This window comes from Prauserella flavalba, from assembly GCF_003202235.1.
GTDB lineage: Bacteria > Actinomycetota > Actinomycetes > Mycobacteriales > Pseudonocardiaceae > Prauserella_A > Prauserella_A flavalba.
Map to the genome: position 1 here is coordinate 34,870 of NZ_MASU01000011.1, position 17,954 is coordinate 52,823.

At 69.4% G+C, this 17,954-nt stretch carries 17 protein-coding genes; 2 read left to right on the forward strand and 15 right to left on the reverse strand.

Translation table 11 applies throughout. From position 1 onward, the window contains the following. Positions 1 to 15: 15 nt before the first annotated feature. From BA062_RS24600 to BA062_RS24610, 3 genes are read right to left on the reverse strand one after another with little or no spacing between them, the layout of a single operon-like run. Positions 16 to 441, reverse strand: coding sequence for a PIN domain-containing protein (locus BA062_RS24600; protein WP_110340687.1), 426 nt, complete (start codon positions 439 to 441; stop codon positions 16 to 18). Continuing rightward, positions 438 to 647 (reverse strand): type II toxin-antitoxin system VapB family antitoxin, encoded by a 210-nt coding sequence (locus BA062_RS24605; protein ID WP_110340689.1) that lies wholly within the window; start codon positions 645 to 647, stop codon positions 438 to 440. Before BA062_RS24605 ends, BA062_RS24600 begins: the two co-directional genes overlap by 4 nt. A 44-nt stretch (positions 648 to 691) precedes the next feature. Continuing rightward, on the reverse strand, positions 692 to 3,457 hold the full coding sequence (locus tag BA062_RS24610; RefSeq protein WP_110340691.1) for a sensor domain-containing protein: 2,766 nt from the start codon (positions 3,455 to 3,457) through the stop codon (positions 692 to 694). Positions 3,458 to 3,665: 208 nt separating this feature from the next. Here BA062_RS24610 and BA062_RS24615 point away from each other — a divergent pair, with 208 nt between their 5' ends. Then, positions 3,666 to 4,826, forward strand: coding sequence for a beta-ketoacyl synthase N-terminal-like domain-containing protein (locus BA062_RS24615; protein ID WP_110340693.1), 1,161 nt, complete (start codon positions 3,666 to 3,668; stop codon positions 4,824 to 4,826). Positions 4,827 to 4,876: 50 nt separating this feature from the next. On the opposite strand, the gene BA062_RS24620 is transcribed toward BA062_RS24615, so the two are convergent. Both BA062_RS24620 and BA062_RS24625 read right to left on the reverse strand, forming a co-directional pair. Further along, positions 4,877 to 5,308: an OsmC family peroxiredoxin gene (locus BA062_RS24620; RefSeq protein ID WP_110340695.1), complete on the reverse strand. Its 432-nt coding sequence runs from the start codon at positions 5,306 to 5,308 to the stop codon at positions 4,877 to 4,879. A gap of 57 nt (positions 5,309 to 5,365) precedes the next feature. Continuing rightward, positions 5,366 to 6,058 carry a TetR/AcrR family transcriptional regulator gene (locus BA062_RS24625; RefSeq protein WP_110340697.1) on the reverse strand — a complete coding sequence of 231 codons (693 nt, stop codon included), beginning with the start codon at positions 6,056 to 6,058 and terminating at the stop codon, positions 5,366 to 5,368. A gap of 126 nt (positions 6,059 to 6,184) precedes the next feature. On the opposite strand from BA062_RS24625, the gene BA062_RS24630 reads away from it, so the two are divergent. After that, positions 6,185 to 6,640 carry a nitroreductase family deazaflavin-dependent oxidoreductase gene (locus tag BA062_RS24630; RefSeq protein WP_110340699.1) on the forward strand — a complete coding sequence of 152 codons (456 nt, stop codon included), beginning with the start codon at positions 6,185 to 6,187 and terminating at the stop codon, positions 6,638 to 6,640. 101 nt (positions 6,641 to 6,741) lie between these two features. Here BA062_RS24630 and BA062_RS24635 read toward each other — a convergent pair whose 3' ends face one another. From BA062_RS24635 to BA062_RS24680, 10 genes are all read right to left on the reverse strand, one after another. Further along, positions 6,742 to 6,951: a formate dehydrogenase subunit delta gene (locus tag BA062_RS24635; RefSeq protein WP_110340701.1), complete on the reverse strand. Its 210-nt coding sequence runs from the start codon at positions 6,949 to 6,951 to the stop codon at positions 6,742 to 6,744. A gap of 8 nt (positions 6,952 to 6,959) precedes the next feature. Next, positions 6,960 to 9,770 (reverse strand): formate dehydrogenase subunit alpha, encoded by a 2,811-nt coding sequence (gene fdhF / locus BA062_RS24640; protein WP_110340703.1) that lies wholly within the window; start codon positions 9,768 to 9,770, stop codon positions 6,960 to 6,962. A gap of 3 nt (positions 9,771 to 9,773) precedes the next feature. Then, positions 9,774 to 11,324, reverse strand: a complete 1,551-nt coding sequence (locus BA062_RS24645; protein WP_110340705.1) for a formate dehydrogenase beta subunit — start codon at positions 11,322 to 11,324, stop codon at positions 9,774 to 9,776. Next, positions 11,321 to 11,815 carry an NADH-quinone oxidoreductase subunit NuoE family protein gene (locus BA062_RS24650; RefSeq protein WP_110340707.1) on the reverse strand — a complete coding sequence of 165 codons (495 nt, stop codon included), beginning with the start codon at positions 11,813 to 11,815 and terminating at the stop codon, positions 11,321 to 11,323. Before BA062_RS24650 ends, BA062_RS24645 begins: the two co-directional genes overlap by 4 nt. Positions 11,816 to 11,916: 101 nt before the next feature. Continuing rightward, a complete protein-coding gene (locus BA062_RS24655) occupies positions 11,917 to 12,696 on the reverse strand; it encodes an IclR family transcriptional regulator domain-containing protein (protein ID WP_110340709.1) in 780 nt (259 codons plus the stop codon). Then, positions 12,693 to 13,811 carry a muconate cycloisomerase family protein gene (locus BA062_RS24660; protein ID WP_110340711.1) on the reverse strand — a complete coding sequence of 373 codons (1,119 nt, stop codon included), beginning with the start codon at positions 13,809 to 13,811 and terminating at the stop codon, positions 12,693 to 12,695. Before BA062_RS24660 ends, BA062_RS24655 begins: the two co-directional genes overlap by 4 nt. Then, positions 13,811 to 14,590: a dioxygenase family protein gene (locus BA062_RS24665; RefSeq protein ID WP_110340713.1), complete on the reverse strand. Its 780-nt coding sequence runs from the start codon at positions 14,588 to 14,590 to the stop codon at positions 13,811 to 13,813. Before BA062_RS24665 ends, BA062_RS24660 begins: the two co-directional genes overlap by 1 nt. 2 nt (positions 14,591 to 14,592) lie before the next feature. Next, positions 14,593 to 16,101: a 4-hydroxyphenylacetate 3-hydroxylase family protein gene (locus BA062_RS24670; protein WP_110340996.1), complete on the reverse strand. Its 1,509-nt coding sequence runs from the start codon at positions 16,099 to 16,101 to the stop codon at positions 14,593 to 14,595. A gap of 79 nt (positions 16,102 to 16,180) precedes the next feature. Next, positions 16,181 to 16,714: a flavin reductase family protein gene (locus BA062_RS24675; protein ID WP_110340715.1), complete on the reverse strand. Its 534-nt coding sequence runs from the start codon at positions 16,712 to 16,714 to the stop codon at positions 16,181 to 16,183. A 180-nt stretch (positions 16,715 to 16,894) separates the two neighbouring features. Further along, complete coding sequence (locus tag BA062_RS24680; protein ID WP_110340717.1) at positions 16,895 to 17,950, reverse strand: 2,3-butanediol dehydrogenase; 1,056 nt, start codon at positions 17,948 to 17,950, stop codon at positions 16,895 to 16,897. Positions 17,951 to 17,954 lie beyond the last annotated feature (4 nt).

Below are 17,954 nucleotides of genomic sequence, written 5' to 3' on the forward strand. Positions count from 1 at the left end.
AGCCTCTGCTGACCGTCAGCTGATCGAGCCCGGCGGCGCGAGCCACGCCACGGGCTGGCCGGTGACCTCGGCAATCTGCTCGAAGTCGTGGTCGTAGTGCACGAGCGTGAGGTCGGCCAGCTCAGCGGTCGCCGCGAGCAGCAGGTCCACGGTACCGGCCGAGCGGTGGGTGCCCGCGGCCGTCAGCGCGTCCTGCATCTCGAAGGCGCGTCGGAAGACCTCGTCGGGAACCGGGAGCGACGTGAATGCCGCGCCGATCAGCTCCACGAGCTGGTCGCGGTCCACCTTCGATCGAGCCGTGTGCAGGAACTCCAGTTCGACCAGGGGACACGTCGCCACCAGCCCCGCCTCGATCTGCTGCTCCCAGCCCGCCCGCGCCCGCGCGTCGCGCAGCACGCGCACCAGCGCGCTCGTGTCGAACAGGTAGCGGGCCGCGATCACCGGCGGTAGGACTCCTTGTCGAGCAGCTCGTCAAACGCCCCGGACTCGCCCAGCTCGGCCAGCCTGGCCAGTGCCTTGGCACGGCGTATGCGCTGCGTGGTCTCCCTCAAGGCGGTGTTGACCGTGTCCTTCTTCGTCTTGGTACCCAGGAGCTTCGAGGCTTCGGCCAGTGCCTCGTCGTCGATGTCGATCAGTACCTTCGCCACGAACGCCTCCCGGTATATACGGTGACGTCGCTCAGTATATACGTCTACCCGGGCAGGCTCGGGAACAGTTCCTCGGCGCTCATCGGCTTGCCGAAGCGATAGCCCTGCGCCTGGTCGCAGTTCAGCTCCCTCAGCACCTCGATCTGCTCGTCGGTCTCCACGCCCTCCGCGATCACGGTGAGCCCCATGCTGTGAGCCATCGTCACGATGCCCCTGATGATCGCCTCGGCCTCCGACTTGCCCGGCCTGCCGATTCCCGCGACGAACGAGCGGTCGATCTTGAGGGTGTCCAGCGGCAGCCGCCAGAGCTGGGCGAGCGAGGAGTAGCCGGTACCGAAGTCGTCGATCGCGAGCCGCACACCCAGCGCCCGCAGCGCCGACAGCACCTCCCCTGCTGCCTCCGGGTCCCGCATGAGCGCGCTCTCGGTGATCTCCAGGCACAGCGTCCGCGGCGGCAGCCCGGTGCGGCGCAGCGCCTCCTCCACGGTCGGCACCAGTGCGGCGTCGTCGAGCTGGCGGGCGGAGAGGTTCACCGTCAGCCGGGTGTCGAGGTCGCGCGCGGCACGACGGCTCGCGATCTCCTCCGTGGTGGTCCTGAGCATGTAGTCGCCGATGAGGTTGATCAGGTCGCTCTCCTCGGCGAGCGGGATGAACTCGACCGGCGAGATCGCGCCGTGCGTCGGGTGGTGCCAGCGCATGAGGCCCTCGACGGCCACGGTCCGGCACGTCCGCAGGTCCACCACCGGCTGGTAGGCCATCCACAGCTGGCCGTCCACCACCGCCTCGCGCAGGTCCTGCTCCAGCCGAAGCTGCCGCTGGACGCGTTCCCGCAGTTCGACGTCGAAGAACTCGTACCGGCTGCGCCCCCGCGTCTTGGCCTCGTACATCGCCACGTCGGCGTCGCGGATGAGGTCCTCGGCCGAGCGCGTGTCGCCGGGCTCCGCGGTGACGATGCCGACGCTCGCGTCCACCCGCAGCTGCCTCCCGTCGAGGCCGATCGGCTTGGTCAGCGACGCCCGCAGGTGTGCGATGAGCGAGCGGATGCCGGTGTCGCCGGAGACGTCGAAGGTCACCACGGCGAACTCGTCCCCGCCGAGCCTGCCGACCAGGTCGGTCGCGCGCACGCAGTGGCGCAGGCGCTGGCCGACGACCCGGAGCACCTGGTCACCGGTGCTGTGCCCGAGCGAGTCGTTGATCAGCTTGAACTTGTCGAGGTCGATGAACAGCACGCACGCGAGTCCCTCCCGGTCGGCCTCGGCGAGCGCGCCGTCGAGCCGCTGCAGCACGAGGGTCCGGTTGGCCAGGCCCGTGAGCGGGTCGTGCGTGGCGTCGTGCTCGAGCCGCTCGCCGATGGCCCTGCGCTCGGTGATGTCGGTGAACGACGTGACCACCGTCGAAGGGGGTGTGGCGTCGGGGTCGAGCGGCCGGCAGCTCATGGACAGCCATACGTAGGTGCCGTCGGGCCGCTGTAGCCGTAGCACGCGCCCGTTCTGCGGCCGCCCGGTGGCCAGGACCTCGGCGAACGGGTACTCCGGCGCGGCGAGTCTCGCCCCGGACTCGCCGTAGAGCGGGAACCTCGTCGGTGACGACTCCCTGAGCGCCGTGTCGGGCATGCCGAGGATCCTGGCTGCCGCCGGGTTGGCGGACTCGATCATCCCGTCGGGGCCGATCACCACCACGCCCTCGTCGAGCGCGGCGACGACCGTGCTGTAGCGCCGCTCGGCCTGCCGCCGGGGCGTCTCGTCGGCGCACACGAGCACGTAGCCGTCGTGCATCTCGGCCGAGGACACGCGGATGGCCAGCGTGGTGCCGTCGGCCCTGCGGTGGTTGGCGTCGGCGACGCCGCCCGCCGCCACCACCTGTTCCGGGTCGAGCGGGGCGCCGACGAGCTCGCCGACGTCCCTGCCGATGGCCTCGGTGCGGGACCGCCCGTACACGGCCTCGGCGGCGGGGTTCCAGCTGGTCACGGTGCCGTCGGCGGTGGTGGCGATGATCGCGTCGCTGACGTGGGACACGAGCGCCGCCTGGTAGTGCAGCGTCGCCTCGGCGGCCTTCTGTGCCGTGATGTCGCGCATGATGACCTGGAAGGCGGGTCTGCCCTGCCAGGTCGTGCGCACGGACACCGACTCGACGAGCATCGAGTCGCCGTCGAAGCGCTTGAGCTGCACCTCGGTGGGCTCCGAGGTGGCGCCGGGGGTGGTCAGGCCCTCGATGCGGTCCAGCATCGCGGGGACCGAGGCCGGGTCGACGAAGTCGATGATGGGCCTGCCGAGCAGTTCCTCGGCCGAGTCCACCGCGGCGAACCGCAGCGCCGCCGGGTTGACGTAGACGAGATTGCCGTTTTCGTGGACGCAGATCGCGTCCGGGCTGAGCTCGACCAGCAGCCGGTACCGGTCGGCCAGGTCGGCGAGCGCCTGCTCGCTGCCATGCCGTTCAGTCACGTCCGTTGCAATCCCGAGAAGTCCGGCCTGGATGCCGCCGGGTCGAGGCCGGGCCAGGAATCTGATCCATCTGACGTCGCCTTCCGGCGTCTCGAGGCTCTGCTCGAGTTCGAAATTATCCCACGACGGAACGTTCCGCAGCGTCACGTCGATCGGCGAGATCAATTCCAGGAGCGTGCGCCGGATGTCGGCCTCGGCGTCCTCGGGCAGCCCGAACATCGGGCCGAGCCCTGCCGACCAGGTAACGGCACCGTCGCCGGGACCGACCGACCACATGGCCGAAGAACCGGCCGCGAGGGCGAGGTCGGCGACTGTCTCGTGGTCAGGGCCGGTGCCGGTGGTCACACCTCCGTGGGTCCGCGCCTCCATGTCCCGTCCATCCGCGTGTGCTGGGAACCCTGATTAGAGCACGGTTTCGCCGCTAGGCGAACAGGAGGATTCGGCAGCGACTTCGCGTTACCGGCATCCCGGGCGTGGCCCTTCGCCCTCAAAACAGTAGGCGGACTTTTTGCCCTGTGCGGTGCGAAGGCCGCCTATCCGCGAAACGAAAGGAAGAAAGTTGAGTAAGGAGAAGGACATGTCGCGTGGAATCGAAATATGCGGCATCGGTGCGGTCACCGGTTATGGCTGGGGCCGCGAAATACTGTGGGACGGCCTGGTTTCCGGTAAGCCCGCGGCCGTGCTGACCGGGGGTTTCGGCCGCAACCGGGACGAGTCCGTCTGGATCGCCACGGTGCCGGAAGGCGGTGACCCCGCTGACGGACGGGGCCGTTTCGCCCGTGCCATGCGTGCTTCCGCACGCGAGGCCATCGAGGACGCGAAGGGCAGAGGGTGGACGCCGGGCAGGCGGGTGGGCCTGCTGCACGCCGTCGTGATCGGAGAGGCGTATCTGTGGAAGGACTTCTACGTCACCGACAAAGGAAAACTGCGACTGCGGGATTACCTGGCGCTCATGCCGTCCACTCCGATGTCGACGTTCATGCAGGAGTACGGATTCCACGGGCCCGCCATGAACGTGTCGGCGATGTGCGCTTCGGGAAACGCGGGGCTGCTCACGGCGAAGGCGTGGCTGGACGCGGGGATCGTGGACGACGTCGTGCTCGTCGCCACGGACCTGTCCCTGACGCCGGAGAACGTGCTGCATTTCACGCGGTTGGGCGTCGCGGTGGCGAACCGGGAGCCGCTCGACGGCTGCAGGCCCTTCCAGGAGGGCAGCCGCGGTTTCGTGATGGGTGAGGCGTCGGTGGGGATGGTGCTTTCCAACCGTTCCGACAGGCCGTACGCGGTCACCCTCGGTGGCGCCATGTCCCACGACGCGTACCACGTGACGTCGATCGACCCGGCGTTTCCCGAGGTGCGGCGCTGTTTCGTGGAGGCGCTCGACAACGCGCGGGTGCCCGCGGAGGAGGTCCGCTACGTCAACGCGCACGGCCCCGGCACGAAGCAGTGCGACAAGGTCGAGGCGGCGATCCTGGAGGAGCTGTTCCGTCCGGATACCGGGATCTACTCGGTCAAGCCGCTGGCGGGGCACTGCCAGGGCGCGGCCTCGGCGGTGGAGGTCGCGGTGGCGGCGCTCGGCTACGAACGCGGCGTGATCCCGGCCCCACCGTGTGTGGCCGAGGCGCACCCGCAGCTGCTGCACGGTGAGTTCGGCGTGGACGGCGGGCTGACCGTGAAGTCGTCGCTGGGCATGGGCGGCCACAACTCCGTGGTCGTGCTGGGGCCGGCCAGGGCGTGAGCGACGCCGGTGACCGGCATACTGCTCGATGCCGGTCACCGGTCCCCGCGCTATGCGAGCGAGGCGTCGAGGTTGATCGTGGTGCCCGCGAGGGCCTTGCTCACCGGGCACGTGTCCTTGGCGGTCTTTGCCAGCTCCTGGAACTTCTGCTCGTCGACGCCGTCGACGTCGGCGCGCAGGGTGATGTCGACGGCGGTGATGGTGAGGCCGCCGTCGGAGGGGCTCACGGTCACCTCGGCGCTGACGTCGATCGTCTTCGGCGAGAGCCCCGCCTTCTCCAGCACGCCGGAGAGGTTCATCGCCAGGCACGACGACTGCGCCGCCGCGATCAGCTCCTCGGGGCTGGTCGTGCCCTCGGGCTCGCCGATCCGGCGAGGGAACGTGACCTCGAACTGTCCGCTGTTGGACGAGTCGAGCGTGACGGTGCCCTTGCCCGAGTTGAGTCCGCCGGTCCAATGCGTGGTGGAGTCGCGGCTGGCCATGTCGGATCCCTTCGTGGCGTGGTCCTGGTCTCCTCCGACGATAGGCCGGTTGGGGGCCTAACCGAGACCCACGAACAGCGTCAGCTGCTCAACGGTGTGGGTGAAGAACTCGTCGGCGGGGTCGACGGTGTTCGCGAACTGCCCGCCCAGCTCGAAGCCGACCATGCCGAACAGCTGGACCCACGCGATGAAGGCCCGCGCGAGGATCTCCTCCGGCAGGTCGGGCGCCAGCTGGTCGCGGATGCCGCGCAGTTGTTCGCGCAGCTCGGGCGACATTTCCGGGCCCTCGAAGGGCGGCTTTGTCTCGCCTGCCCGCCACGCGTCTCGGACGGCGCCGATGAACACGGCCGGCACGCGCGTGGCCGGCGTGACCGTGTCCAGGGGAGCCCGGTAGCCGGGGATCGGCGTGCCGTAGAGCAGGGAGTACTCGTGGCGGTTGGCGAGCGCCCACGCGCGCAGGCCGTGGCACGCGGCGCGCCAGCGTTCGCGCGGCGTTTCGTGGCCGGCGGCGGCCTTCTCCACGGCGTCGCCCAGCGCGTTGTAGGCGTCGATGATCAGCGCGGTGAGCAGGTCGTCGCGACTGGGGAAGTAGCGGTACAGAGCCGAGGAGACCATGCCGAGCTCCCTGGCGACCGCGCGCAGGGAGAGCCCGTCGGCGCCCTGTTTTCCGAGCTGGCTGCGGGCCTCGTCCTTGATCGCGGCCGTCAGCTCGGCGCGGGCACGTTCTCTCGCTGTCCGATGGGCTGGCATGCCGCTCAGTGTGCCATCGGCGAGATCGGTGCACAAATTCGAGAGCACTGCTCTTGACTTGCCGTCGGAAGGAGTGTTCACTGATCTCAACAGAGAGCACCGCTCTCGGAACAAAGGGAGATCCTCATGGCCACCCGGTACGACGAGAACCGTTACCTCCGCCCGAAGGCCGCGACCAGCGTTTTCAACCGCGTCGTGCAACTGCTGACCCGGCTCGGCGTGAGCCTGTGGGGCAGCAGGGTGCTCTACGTCCGCGGGCGCAAGAGCGGCGAGCTGCGGTCGACGCCCGTGAATCTGCTGACGTTCGAGGGAGAGCGGTACCTCGTCGCGCCGAGGGGGCACACGCAGTGGGTGCGCAACCTGCGCGTCGCGGGTGAGGCCGAGTTGCGCGTGGGCAGGCGCGCCGAGGTGATCAGGCCGGTCGAGCTGTCCGACGACGAGAAGCCGCCCGTGATCCGCGCGTACCTGAAGAAGTGGGCCTGGGAGACCGGCGCCTTCTTCGAGGACATCACCGCGAAGACCCCGCAGGACGAGCTGCGCCGGGTGGCCCCTGGCTTCCCGGTGTTCCGCATCCCCCGTTGACCAGCACCCCCCGTCGCGAACGGAGCCCTCACCCGCGCCCCAACCAGGAGCAAGGGAGCTTTACTCCCGCGAAACGAGAGTAAAGCTCCCTTGCTCCCTGATCAGACTTGCTTTGCGGCGGTGAGGGCTACCGGGTCGAAGGAGGTGGGGTCCTCCTCGACCAGGCGGCGCAGTTCCGACTTCATCCTCGGGTCCCAGAACATCCGGATGTGGTTGGCGATCGCCTTCGCCGCCTCCTCCAGCGGCAGGTGCCGGAACTGCACGGCGATGTCGTTGGCCATCCGCACCTGGGGCGAGATCGTGCTCGTCATACCTCTCCCTAATCCGCCAGAGCCGGTTCCTCGTCGCGGGCCGTGTCGCGCCGGTCCACCGCGTGCTTGAGGCCCACCTGCACCGCCGTCACCTTGTACTCGGGACAGTTCGTGGCCCAGTCGGAGTTCTCCGTGGTCACCACGTTCGCGCCGGTCACGGGGTGGTGGAACGTCGTGTACACGACGCCCACCGGCATCCGGTCGGCGATCAGCGCGCGCAGCGTGGTGGTGCCCACCCGGCTGGACAGCGTCACCTCGTCGCCGTCCTCGATGCCCCGCACCTCGGCGTCATGCGGGTGGATCTCCAGCACGTCCTCCGGGTGCCACGCGACGTTGGCGGTACGCCTGGTCTGCGCGCCCACGTTGTACTGAGACAGGATGCGGCCCGTCGTGAGGATCAGCGGGTACTTGCGCGTGCTGCGCTCCCGCGTCGCCACGAACGGCGTCTGCACGAACCGGCCCTTGCCGCGCACGAAGGAGTCCACGTGCATGGTCGGCGTGCCCTCGGGCGCGGCGTCGTTGCACGGCCACTGCACGCTGCCGAGCTTGTCGAGCTTCTCGAACGACACCCCGGCGAACGTCGGCGTCACCGCCGCGATCTCGGCCATGATCTCGCGCGGGTGCTCGTAGCTCATGTCGTAGCCCATCGCCTGCGCGATCTCACACGCCACGCGCCACTCGTCCTTGCCCGTCTTCGGCGCCATGACCGGGCGCACGCGGTTGATGCGCCGCTCGGCGTTGGTGAACGTGCCGTCCTTCTCCAAGAACGACGTGCCGGGCAGGAACACGTGCGCGAACTTCGCCGTCTCGTTGAGGAACAGGTCCTGCACCACCACCAGTTCCATCGCCGACAGCGCGGCGTTGACGTGCTGGGTGTTGGGGTCGGACTGCGCGATGTCCTCGCCCTGTACGAACAGGCCGAGGAACGTGCCGTCCACGGCGGCGTCGAACATGTTCGGGATCCGCAGGCCCGGCTCCGGGATGATCGGCCGCTCCCACAGCTTCTCGAACACCTCGCGCACGGCGTCGTCGGACACGTGCCGGTAGCCGGACAGCTCGTGCGGGAAGGAGCCCATGTCGCACGAGCCCTGCACGTTGTTCTGCCCGCGCAGCGGGTTCACGCCCACGCCCTCGCGGCCGATGTTGCCCGTGGCCATCGCGAGGTTGGCCATGCCCATCACCATCGTGGAGCCCTGGCTGTGCTCGGTCACACCGAGGCCGTAGTAGATGGCGCCGTTGCCCGCGGTCGCGTAGAGGCGTGCCGCGGCGCGCACCTGCTCGGCGGGCACACCGGTGATCGACTCGGTGGCCTCGGGGCTGTTCTCCTCGCGGGCGATGAACGAGGCCCACTCGTCGAACTCCTCGCAACGGTCGGCCACGAACGACTCGTCGACGAGGCCCTCGGTGACCACGACGTGCGCCATCGCGTTGGCGATCGCGACATTGGTGCCGGGTGCGAGCTGCAGGTGGTGCTCCGCCTCGATGTACGGCGAGCGCACGAGGTCGATCCGCCTCGGGTCCACCACGATCAGCTTGGCGCCCTCCCGCAGCCTGCGCTTCATGCGGGAGGCGAACACCGGGTGCCCGTCGGTCGGGTTCGCACCGATCACCATGATCACGTCGGCCTCGGCGACCGAGCGGAAGTCCTGCGTGCCCGCCGAGGTTCCGAACGTCTGCTTGAGGCCGTAGCCGGTGGGCGAGTGGCACACGCGGGCGCACGTGTCGACGTTGTTGTTGCCGAACGCCGCGCGCACCAGCTTCTGCACCACGTAGACCTCTTCGTTGGTGCAGCGCGACGACGTGATGCCGCCGATGGAGCCCGCGCCGTGGCGGGCCTGGATGTCGCGGAATTTCTCGGCGACGTACGAGATCGCGGTCTCCCAGTCGACCTCGCGCCACTCGTCGGTGATCTTCTCGCGGATCATCGGGTTGAGCTTGCGGTCGGGGTGGGTGGCGTAGCCGAACGCGAACCGGCCCTTGACGCACGAGTGGCCCTCGTTGGCGCCGCCGTCCTTGTACGGCACCATGCGCACGAGCTCGTCGCCGCGCAGCTCGGCCTTGAACGAGCAGCCCACACCGCAGTAGGCGCACGTGGTGAGCACGGTCCGTGTCGGCATGCCGAGGTCCACCACGGACTTCTCCTGCAGCGTCGCGGTCGGGCACGCCTGTACGCACGCGCCGCACGAGACGCATTCGGAGTCCATGAACAGCTCGGCGGCGCCCGGCGACACCTTGGAGTCGAAGCCGCGACCCTCGATGGTGAGCGCGAACGTGCCCTGCACCTCGCCGCACGCGCGTACACACCGGGAGCACACGATGCACTTGGACGCGTCGAAGTCGAAGTACGGGTTGCTGGTGTCCTTCGGCGCGTCGAGGTGGTTCTCGCCCTCGTAGCCGTAGCGGACCTGCCGCAGCCCGACGACGCCGGACATGTCCTGCAGCTCGCAGTCGCCGTTGGCCGCGCAGGTGAGGCAGTCGAGCGGGTGATCGGAGATGTAGAGCTCCATCACGCCCTGCCGCAGCTTCTCCAGCTTCGGCGTCTGCGTGCGCACCTTCATGCCCTCGGCCACGGGCGTGGTGCACGAGGCGGGCGTGCCCTTCTTGCCGTCGATCTCCACGAGACACAGCCGGCACGAGCCGAACGCCTCGAGGCTGTCGGTGGCGCACAGCTTCGGGATGTCCGTGCCGGTCTCCGCCGCCGCGCGCATGATCGACGTGCCCTCCGGCACGGTCACGGGCACGCCGTCGATCTCGACGGTCACGGTCGCCGGGCCCGGCTTGGCCGGGGTGCCGAAGTCGTGTTCCTTCAACAGACCCATGGTCTACTTCGCCTCCTCGTGGCGGGCGCTGTTCGTCATGAAGTCGTCGGGAAAATGGGTCAGCGCACTGCGCACCGGGTTGGGGGTCAGCCCGCCCATCGCACACAGCGACCCGTCGGTCATCAGCTCGCAGAGGTCGTTCAACAGCGCGAGGTTGCCGTCGCGGTCCTCCCCGCCGGTGATCTTGTCGATCACCTCGACGCCGCGCACGGCACCGACCCGGCACGGCGTGCACTTGCCGCACGACTCCTCCGCGCAGAATTCCATCGCGAAGCGCGCCATCACCGCCATGTCCACGGTGTCGTCGAACACCACCACCCCGCCGTGGCCGAGCATCGCGTCGGCCGCCGCGAACGCCTCGTAGTCCATCGGCAGCCCGAACTGCGAGGTCGGTACGTACGAGCCGAGCGGGCCGCCGACCTGCACCGCCCGCACCGGGCGGCCGGAGCGCGTGCCGCCGCCGTAGCCGTTGACGAGCTCTCCGAGCGTGATGCCGAACGCGGTCTCGAACACGCCGCCGCGCGCGATGTTGCCCGCCAGCTGGAACACCTGCGTGCCACGGGAACGTTCGACGCCGAGGCCGGCGTAGGCCTGCGGACCGTCGGCGAGGATCGTCGGCACGCTCGCCAGCGTCAGCACGTTGTTCACCACGGTCGGCTTGCCGAACAGTCCGGTGATCGCGGGGATCGGTGGCTTCGAGCGGACCATGCCGCGCTTGCCCTCCAGGCTCTCCAGCATGGAGGTCTCCTCGCCGCAGATGTAGGCGCCGGCGCCCACGCGCACGAAGAGGTCGAACTTCAGCCCGGAGCCGAGCACGTTCTCGCCGAGCCAGCCGTGCGCGTAGGCGATGTCGATGGCCCTGCGCATCGTGTTCACGGCGTCCGGGTACTCGGAGCGGATGTAGAGGTAGCCCTCGCTCGCGCCCACCGCGTGCGCGGCGATCGTCATGCCCTCGATGAGGCAGAACGGGTCGCCCTCCATGAGCATGCGGTCGGCGAACGTGCCGCTGTCGCCCTCGTCGGCGTTGCAGCACACGAACTTCAGCTCGCCCTCGGTGCTGCGCACCGTGTTCCACTTGATGCCGGCCGGGAAGCCCGCACCGCCCCGGCCGCGCAGGCCCGACTCGGTCACCTGCGTGACCACGTCCGCGGGGTCGAGCTCCAATGCCCTGCGCAGTCCCGCGAGCCCGCCGTTCGCCTCGTAATCCGTTGTGGACAGTGGGTCGGTGACGCCGACCCTGGCGAAGCACAGGCGCTGCTGGTCGCGCATCCACGACAGCTCCTCGACCACGCCCTGGCACAGCTCGTGCGGCGCGCCCTCGAACAACCCGGCCTCGACCAGCCCGGGCACGGCCTCCGGGGACACCGGCCCGTAGCCCACGCGGCCCCGGTCGGTCTCCACCTCCACGAACGGTTCGAGCCAGAGCATCCCGCGTGAGCCGTTGCGCACGATCCGCACCGGCTCGGCGCCTGCCTCGCGCTGGATCGCGGCGGCGACCTCGTTGGCACCCACCGAGACGGCGGCCGAATCCCTCGGCACGTAGACGGTGATCATGCGGTCTCCTCGCCACCTTCCGCGCGTACCAGCAGCTCCACCAGCCGCGCCCGGTCCATGCGCCCGTACATCCGGCCGTTGATCTGTGCGGCGGGGCCGAGCGCGCAGTTGCCGAGGCAGAAGACCTGCCCGAGCGTCACCGAACCGTCCGGTGTCGTCTGCCCCACCTTCACGCCGAACACCTGCTCGGCATCCGCGACCAGCCGTTCCGCGCCCACCGACTGGCATGCCTCCGCGCGGCACAGCCGCACCGTGGTGGTGCCTGCCGGTTCGGCCAGGAAGTCGGAGTAGAAGGTGATCACGCCGTGCACGTCGGCGCGGCTCATGTTCAGCTCGCTCGCCAGCATCGGAACCACTTCCGGGGCGATGTGGCCGAACTCGGCCTGTATGCCGTGCAGGATCGGGAGCAGGGCTCCTCGCTCGCCCTTGTGCGCCTCGATCACGGCTCGAACGCGTTCCGCGACCGACGTACCGGCGCTTTCCACCGCCATACCGCAACCTCCTTGATGTATACGGTATACATCAGCGATGGTACCCGTGCGGTGACGCAGACAACAAGGGTACGTTCCGCCCGGAGGATGTGGAACGTTCGTCAGCCGCTGGCCGGAGCGCCGAGCTGCTTGCTGATCTCCCGCGCCGCCTCGACGATCACGGGCAGCGTCTCGGCCTCGATCTCGGCCACGCCCACGTCCCCGGCCGGCACCGACATGCTCAGGGACGCGATGGCGCGGCCCCCTGAGTCGAGCACCGGCGCGGAGAACGAGCGAACGCCCTCCTCGAACTCCTGGTCCACCAGCGCCCAGCCCCGCGCGCGCACCTCGCGCAGGATCTCGCGCAGCCGGTCCGGGTCGGTCACCGTCCGCGCCGTGATCCTCGGCAGCGGCGCGTGGCGCAGGAACTCCTCGATCTCGTGCTCGGGCAGCCAGGCCAGCAGCACCCGGCCCATCGACGTCGCGAACGCGGGCAGGCGCGTGCCCGTGGTGAGCGTGTGCCGCATGACCCGGCGCGAGGGCACGCGCGTGAGGAACACGGCGTCCTCGCCGTCGAGCGCGGCCAGCGAGCACGTGTGCCCGGTGACCTTGGTGACGTCCTCCATGTAGGGCTGGGCCACCTCGGTGAGGTTGAGTGAGGACAGGTAGGCGTTGCCCAGCGCGAGGACGTGCGGCGTGAGCACGTACCGCCTGCCCTCGGCGCGGACGTAGCCCAGCCGCTCCAGCGTGAGCACGAGCCTGCGCACGGTCGGCCGCGACAGGCCGGTCAGCTCGGACAGCTCCGAGAGCGTCAGCCGCGGACGGCGGTCGGAGAACGCGAGGATCACCGAAAGACCGCGTTCGAGCGACTGGACGTAGTCCTTCTCCTCGGGTGGCTTCATCGCGCGAACCTGGCCAGCTTCTCCTCGTCGAGCGTCACGCCGAGGCCCGGCCCGCTGGGCACGCGCAACGCACCGTCGGCGTAGGTCAGCGGCTCGGTGACCAGGTCCTCGGCGAGCAACAGCGGCCCGAACAGCTCGCAGCCGAACGTCACGCCCCTGATGGCCGCGTAGGCGTGTGCCGCGGCGGCGGTGCCGATGGAGCTCTCGATGCTCGACCCGCCGTGGCAGGGCACACCGGCCGCCTCGGCGACCGCGGCGACGCGCCTCGTCGCCGACAGCCCGCCGTGCTTGTGCACCTTCAGCGAGAAGATGTCCGCAGCCTCCTGGCCGACCAGCCGCAGCGCGTCGTGCGGCGTCAGCAGGCTCTCGTCGGCCATCACCGGGATCGTCAGCCGTGCGGCGAGCCTGCGCAGTGCATCGACGTTCCACCCCGGCACGGGCTGCTCGACCAGGTCGACGCCCGCCTCCTCGAGCACCGGCAGCCAGCGCGCCGACGTCGGCTCGTCCCACGCCGCGTTGAGATCGACGCGCACGCTGGCCTTGTCGCCGAGCGCCCTGGCCACCGAGGCGACGCGTGCCGTGTCCGCGGCCGGGTCGAGCGCACCCATCTTGAGCTTGAACGACGAGTGCAGGCCCGAGGACAGTTTCTCCTCGGCCTCGGCGAACACCACCTCAGAGTCGTCGGCGCCGAGTGCCCACGTCACCGGGATCGACTCGCGGTACAGCCCGCCGAGCAGCTGGTACACCGGCACGCCCAGCGCGCGGCCCCACGCGTCGAACATCGCCATCTCCACCGCCGCCTTGGCGAAGGAGTTGCGCGCGGCCACGCGGTCGAGCCGGTCCATCACGAGGTCCACGCGCGAGACGTCGGCACCGGTGAGCTGCGGGGCGAGATACTCGTCGACCATCACCTTCATCGACTCGACGCTCTCCCCGCCCCACCAGGGTCCGCCGGGCACCACGGCCTCGCCGACCCCCTCCGCGCCGCCCTCGGTCCGCAGCCGCACCACCAGGTAGCTCTGCCTGGTCGCGCTCATCGACTTGAACCGGTGCGGGCGGCGCAGCGGCAGGTCGACCACCACCGTGCGGACCGAGGCGACGGACAGCTCTGCCATCACGCGGGATCCAGTCTGAAGTCGTACTCCGCCGAGTAGCGCCCGTCGCCGAGGCGGCCCAGTTCCAGCGTCAGCTCCGGCTTCACCGCGCTCGCGATGTCCTCGTCGACGTACTTGCCGCCCGCGAAGAACAGCTGGCTCGTCAGCGTCCGGCGGCCCGGCGCTCGCACCATCATGTGCAGGTGTGCCGGCCGCCAGTGGTGCCAGCCCGCCGCCCTGATCATCTGCCCAGTCGGGCCGTCCTTCGGGATCTCGTACGGCGCCGGGACGACCGTCGTGATCTCGAACCCGCCCCGCTCGTCGGTGGTGACGTTGGCGCGGAGGTTCCACTGTGGAGGGTCGGGGTGGAACTGGGAGTAGAAGCCGTGCGCGTCGGCCTGCCAGATGTCCACCACCGAGCCCGGCAGCGGGTTGCCGTCGAGGTCGCCGACGGTGCCGGTGAACACCAGCACGTCACCCGGCTCGTCCGGCCGCTGCGGCAGCGTCGCCGGCGACGACAGCTCGGGCGCACCCGGTACGTAGTACGGGCCCTCGATGCACCCGGAGCTGCCTTCTCGCCGCTCGGACGCGAGCTTCTCGATCGTGTGCTCGAAGAACACGTCGAGCAGCAGCGGCCACTCCCCGGCCTCGCCGATCCGGATCAGCCACGCCTTGGCCGCCTGGTACTCGGGATAGGTCACCGAGTGCCGCACCAGCCGCTCGTTGATCACGCCGAAGATGTCGGCCACCACCTCCGCCGTGCGCTGCTGGGTGGGGTTCACCGGTGCGGTCGTTGTCATGACTACCTCCTCCGGAGGCTGACGTCGTCGGGGTTGACGAGATCGGGAACTGTCCAGCCGTCGAGGTCGTACTCGGCCATGCACTGTTCGGCGAAGCCCTTCATGGCGTCGGCGGCACCGGACTGCTGCGCGGCGAAGAGCAGCTCCGCCCGCACGCCCTCGTGGTTGCCGGAGTAGTTGCGCTCGTAGAGCTCGTGCCTGCCACCGAACTCGCTGCCGATGGAGTCCCAGATCAGCTTCATCAGCTTCACGCGCTCGACGGCCTCCATGCCGTTGGAGCCACGCACGTACTGGTCGAGATAGGGCCTGATCTCCGGGGACTGGAAGTCCATCGCGTGCGACGGCAGGTAGATGAGCCCGCTGCCGAGGTCCTGCATGATGATCTCGCGTACGCGCGGGTAGCCGATGGTCATGAACCAGCGGTAGGCCAGGCCGTAGTCGAGGTGTGGCAGCACCGCGCCGTCGATCCACTCGTCGGGCCTCGCGGCCATCGCGTCGGACAGCGCCCAGAACATGTTGCGCCAGCCGATGACCTCGCCGACGCGGGTCTGGATGCCGCGGAAGTCCTTGGTGCCGGTGGCCTCCACGCCCTTCATCAGCAGCCCGGCGATGAAGTCGAGCTTCACGGCGAGGCGGGTGACGCCGTGGAAGGTGAAGCGGTGCAGGAAGCCCGAACCGGGGAAGAACGTGCTCGCCTTCTCCGGGTCACCGAAGATGAAGACGTTCTCCCACGGGATCTTCACCTTGTCGAGGATGAAGATCGTGTCGTTCTCGTCGAAACGCGATGAGAGCGGATAGTCGAACGGGCTCGCCATCACGTCGGCGGTGTTGGCGTAGGAATGCCTGCAGATGAGCTTCATGCCGGGCGCGCCCATCGGCACGGTGCAGACGAGGGCGAACTCGCGCTTCTTGATCGGCAGGCCGTAGTGGGCGATGAAGTTGTAGTGGGTGATGGCCGAACCGGTGGCCACCACCTTCGCGCCGGAGACGATCAGCCCGTCGTCGCGTTCCTCCTCCACGTGCATGAAGACGTCGGCGACCTCGTCGGGATCGCGGTCGCGGTCCACCGGCGGGTTGATGATCGCGTGGTTCCAGTACAGGACCTTTTCCTGTGACTCGGTGTACCAGCGGCGGGCGTTGTCGGCGAAGGGTTCGTAGAAGTCGGCGTTGGCGCCGAGTGTGCCGAGGAACGCGGCCTTGTAGTCGGGGCTGCGGCCCATCCAGCCGTAGGTCATCTTCGCCCACTCGGCGATCGCGTCGCGGTCGGCGAGCAGGTCCTCGCGGCTGCGGGGGGTGCGGAAGAACGGATGTGTGAACCCGCTGCTGCCCGTGTCGGTGGGTGCGGTCAGCACGCGCTGCTTGTCCGGGTCGTGCAGCGCGTCGTAGAGCCGCGCGGTCATGCGCACCGAGTTGCGGAACGCCGGGTGAGTGGTGACGTCGTCGACCTTGTCGCCGTAGATGAAGATCTCCCGGCCGTCACGCAGGCTCTCGATGTACTCCTCGCCGGTCATCGGGCGCGTCGTGCGCGGGCCTCCGGTGCCGGTGGAGGTTTCCTGCTGTGCGGTCACTTTCTGCTCCTAATCAGTTCTTTCAGCCGGCGGGGAACCACGACAGGCTGGGGCAGTCGCCGGACTCCAGCCACGGGACCGTGCCCACGGCCTTGCCGAGGTGGCGGAACTTCCCGGCGTAGAACACCAGTGGATCGCCGTCGTCGAAGTCGATCTCGCGGATCTCGCCCAGGTAGAGCACGTGGTCGCCGCCGTCGTAGCTGCGCCAGGGCGCACACGCGATCGTGGCGAGCGCGCCGGCGAGCCGAGGGGCGAGGTCGCCACCGGGGTGCTCCCACTCCGGCTCCTCGGCCATCGGTTTGCCCGCGAAGTGCAGCGCGAGGTCCTGTTGCGGCTCGCGCAGGACGTTGATCGTGAAGGGTTTGCCGTCGAGGTACTTGCACGCCTTCGTGTTGCGGTCCAGCGACACGAGAACGAGCGGAGGCTCGAGCGACACGGCGGTGAAGGAGTTCACGGTCGCGCCGTGTGCCGCGCTGTCGCCCTCGCACGTCACCACCGTGACCCCGGTCGCGAAGCGGCTGAGGCACGTCCGCAGCGTTCGCGGATCTGTTCGCACGGCGCCTCCTCATCGAGTGCGGTCGAGCGTGTACGTAATGCGTACGCTTTGGCCGCTATCCGGTTATGGTTAACTGTGGCCCCCGTCACACTCGGCTGTCAACCGGGGTCTTTTTTGCGCGCAGGGCAGTGCCGCTGCCCGGTGGTGTTCCGGGGGCAGCGGCACGCCGTCTGTGGGTTTTCAGGGGTGGACGAGGATCTTGACGTTGGTCTCCTTGTGGTCGATGAGCTCGCGGAAGCCGCGGTCGACGATGTCGTCGAGGGCGATGCGGCCGGTGATGAACTGTTCGACGTCGACCACGCCGTCCTGGACGAGGCGGATGGTGTCGGGGTGGCGGTTGGCGTAGGCGAGTGAGCCGATGAGGCTGATCTCCGAGAGCACGAGCGAGTTGACGTCGAGCGTCGCGGGATGTCCCCAGATCGACACGTTCACGCACGTGCCGCCCGGTTTGGTCGAGGCGATGGCCGAGGCCAGCACCGCGTCGATGCCCGCGCACTCGAACGTCACGTCCGCACCCGCACCGCCCGTGAGATCGCGGATCGCCTCCCCAACGTCCACTTCGGACGGATCAAGCACCGTGTGCGCACCGGCTCCGGGCGCCTTGGCCTTCCGCGCAGCCGCCGGTTCGACCACGATCACCTGCCCCGCGCCGATGGCCCTGAGCGCGGCGGCGGTGACCAGGCCGATCGGGCCGGACCCGAACACCGCCGCTGTCTCCCCCTCGCGCAGGCCGGAGAGCTTCGCCGCGTGGTAGCCCACCGAAAGCGGCTCGATGAGCGCGCCCTGCTCCGTGGTCAGGTTCCCGATGGGATGCACCCACCGCTGGTCGACAACGGCCTTCTCCGCGAACCCGCCCTGGTCGCCGTCGAGCCCGATGAACCCGAGCGAGCGGCAGATGTTGTACCGCCCCGCCTTGCACGCGACGCAGTGCCCGCACACGTCGTAGGGCTCCACCACCACGCGGTCGCCCTCCCGCAACCCGGTTACGCCGCTGCCCAGTTCGGCGACGACCCCGGAGAACTCGTGTCCGAGCGTGATCGGCACCGCCCCACCGGTCAGCGGATGCGGCGCGTCCGGCGTCGGCGCGAAGATCGGGCCGTCCAGGTACTCGTGCAGGTCGGTGCCGCAGATGCCGCACCACTCCACCGCGATCTGCACCTGACCCGGCCCCGGATGCGGCTCGGGCAGGTCGTCGATCCGGATGTCACCCCGCCCGTGGAACCGTGCTGCCTTCACGGGG

Bases quoted from the DNA above. Each gene is read 5' to 3' on its own strand.
- BA062_RS24625 (WP_110340697.1), bottom strand. From the start codon at position 6,058: ATGCCAGCCCATCGGACAGCGAGAGAACGTGCCCGCGCCGAGCTGACG.
- BA062_RS24615 (WP_110340693.1), top strand. From the start codon at position 3,666: ATGTCGCGTGGAATCGAAATATGCGGCATCGGTGCGGTCACCGGTTAT.
- BA062_RS24655 (WP_110340709.1), bottom strand. From the start codon at position 12,696: ATGAAGCCACCCGAGGAGAAGGACTACGTCCAGTCGCTCGAACGCGGT.
- fdhF (WP_110340703.1), bottom strand. From the start codon at position 9,770: ATGGGTCTGTTGAAGGAACACGACTTCGGCACCCCGGCCAAGCCGGGC.
- BA062_RS24635 (WP_110340701.1), bottom strand. From the start codon at position 6,951: ATGACGAGCACGATCTCGCCCCAGGTGCGGATGGCCAACGACATCGCC.
- BA062_RS24645 (WP_110340705.1), bottom strand. From the start codon at position 11,324: ATGATCACCGTCTACGTGCCGAGGGATTCGGCCGCCGTCTCGGTGGGT.
- BA062_RS24660 (WP_110340711.1), bottom strand. From the start codon at position 13,811: ATGGCAGAGCTGTCCGTCGCCTCGGTCCGCACGGTGGTGGTCGACCTG.
- BA062_RS24650 (WP_110340707.1), bottom strand. From the start codon at position 11,815: ATGGCGGTGGAAAGCGCCGGTACGTCGGTCGCGGAACGCGTTCGAGCC.
- BA062_RS24665 (WP_110340713.1), bottom strand. From the start codon at position 14,590: ATGACAACGACCGCACCGGTGAACCCCACCCAGCAGCGCACGGCGGAG.
- BA062_RS24670 (WP_110340996.1), bottom strand. From the start codon at position 16,101: ATGACCGGCGAGGAGTACATCGAGAGCCTGCGTGACGGCCGGGAGATC.
- BA062_RS24610 (WP_110340691.1), bottom strand. From the start codon at position 3,457: ATGGAGGCGCGGACCCACGGAGGTGTGACCACCGGCACCGGCCCTGAC.
- BA062_RS24620 (WP_110340695.1), bottom strand. From the start codon at position 5,308: ATGGCCAGCCGCGACTCCACCACGCATTGGACCGGCGGACTCAACTCG.
- BA062_RS24630 (WP_110340699.1), top strand. From the start codon at position 6,185: ATGGCCACCCGGTACGACGAGAACCGTTACCTCCGCCCGAAGGCCGCG.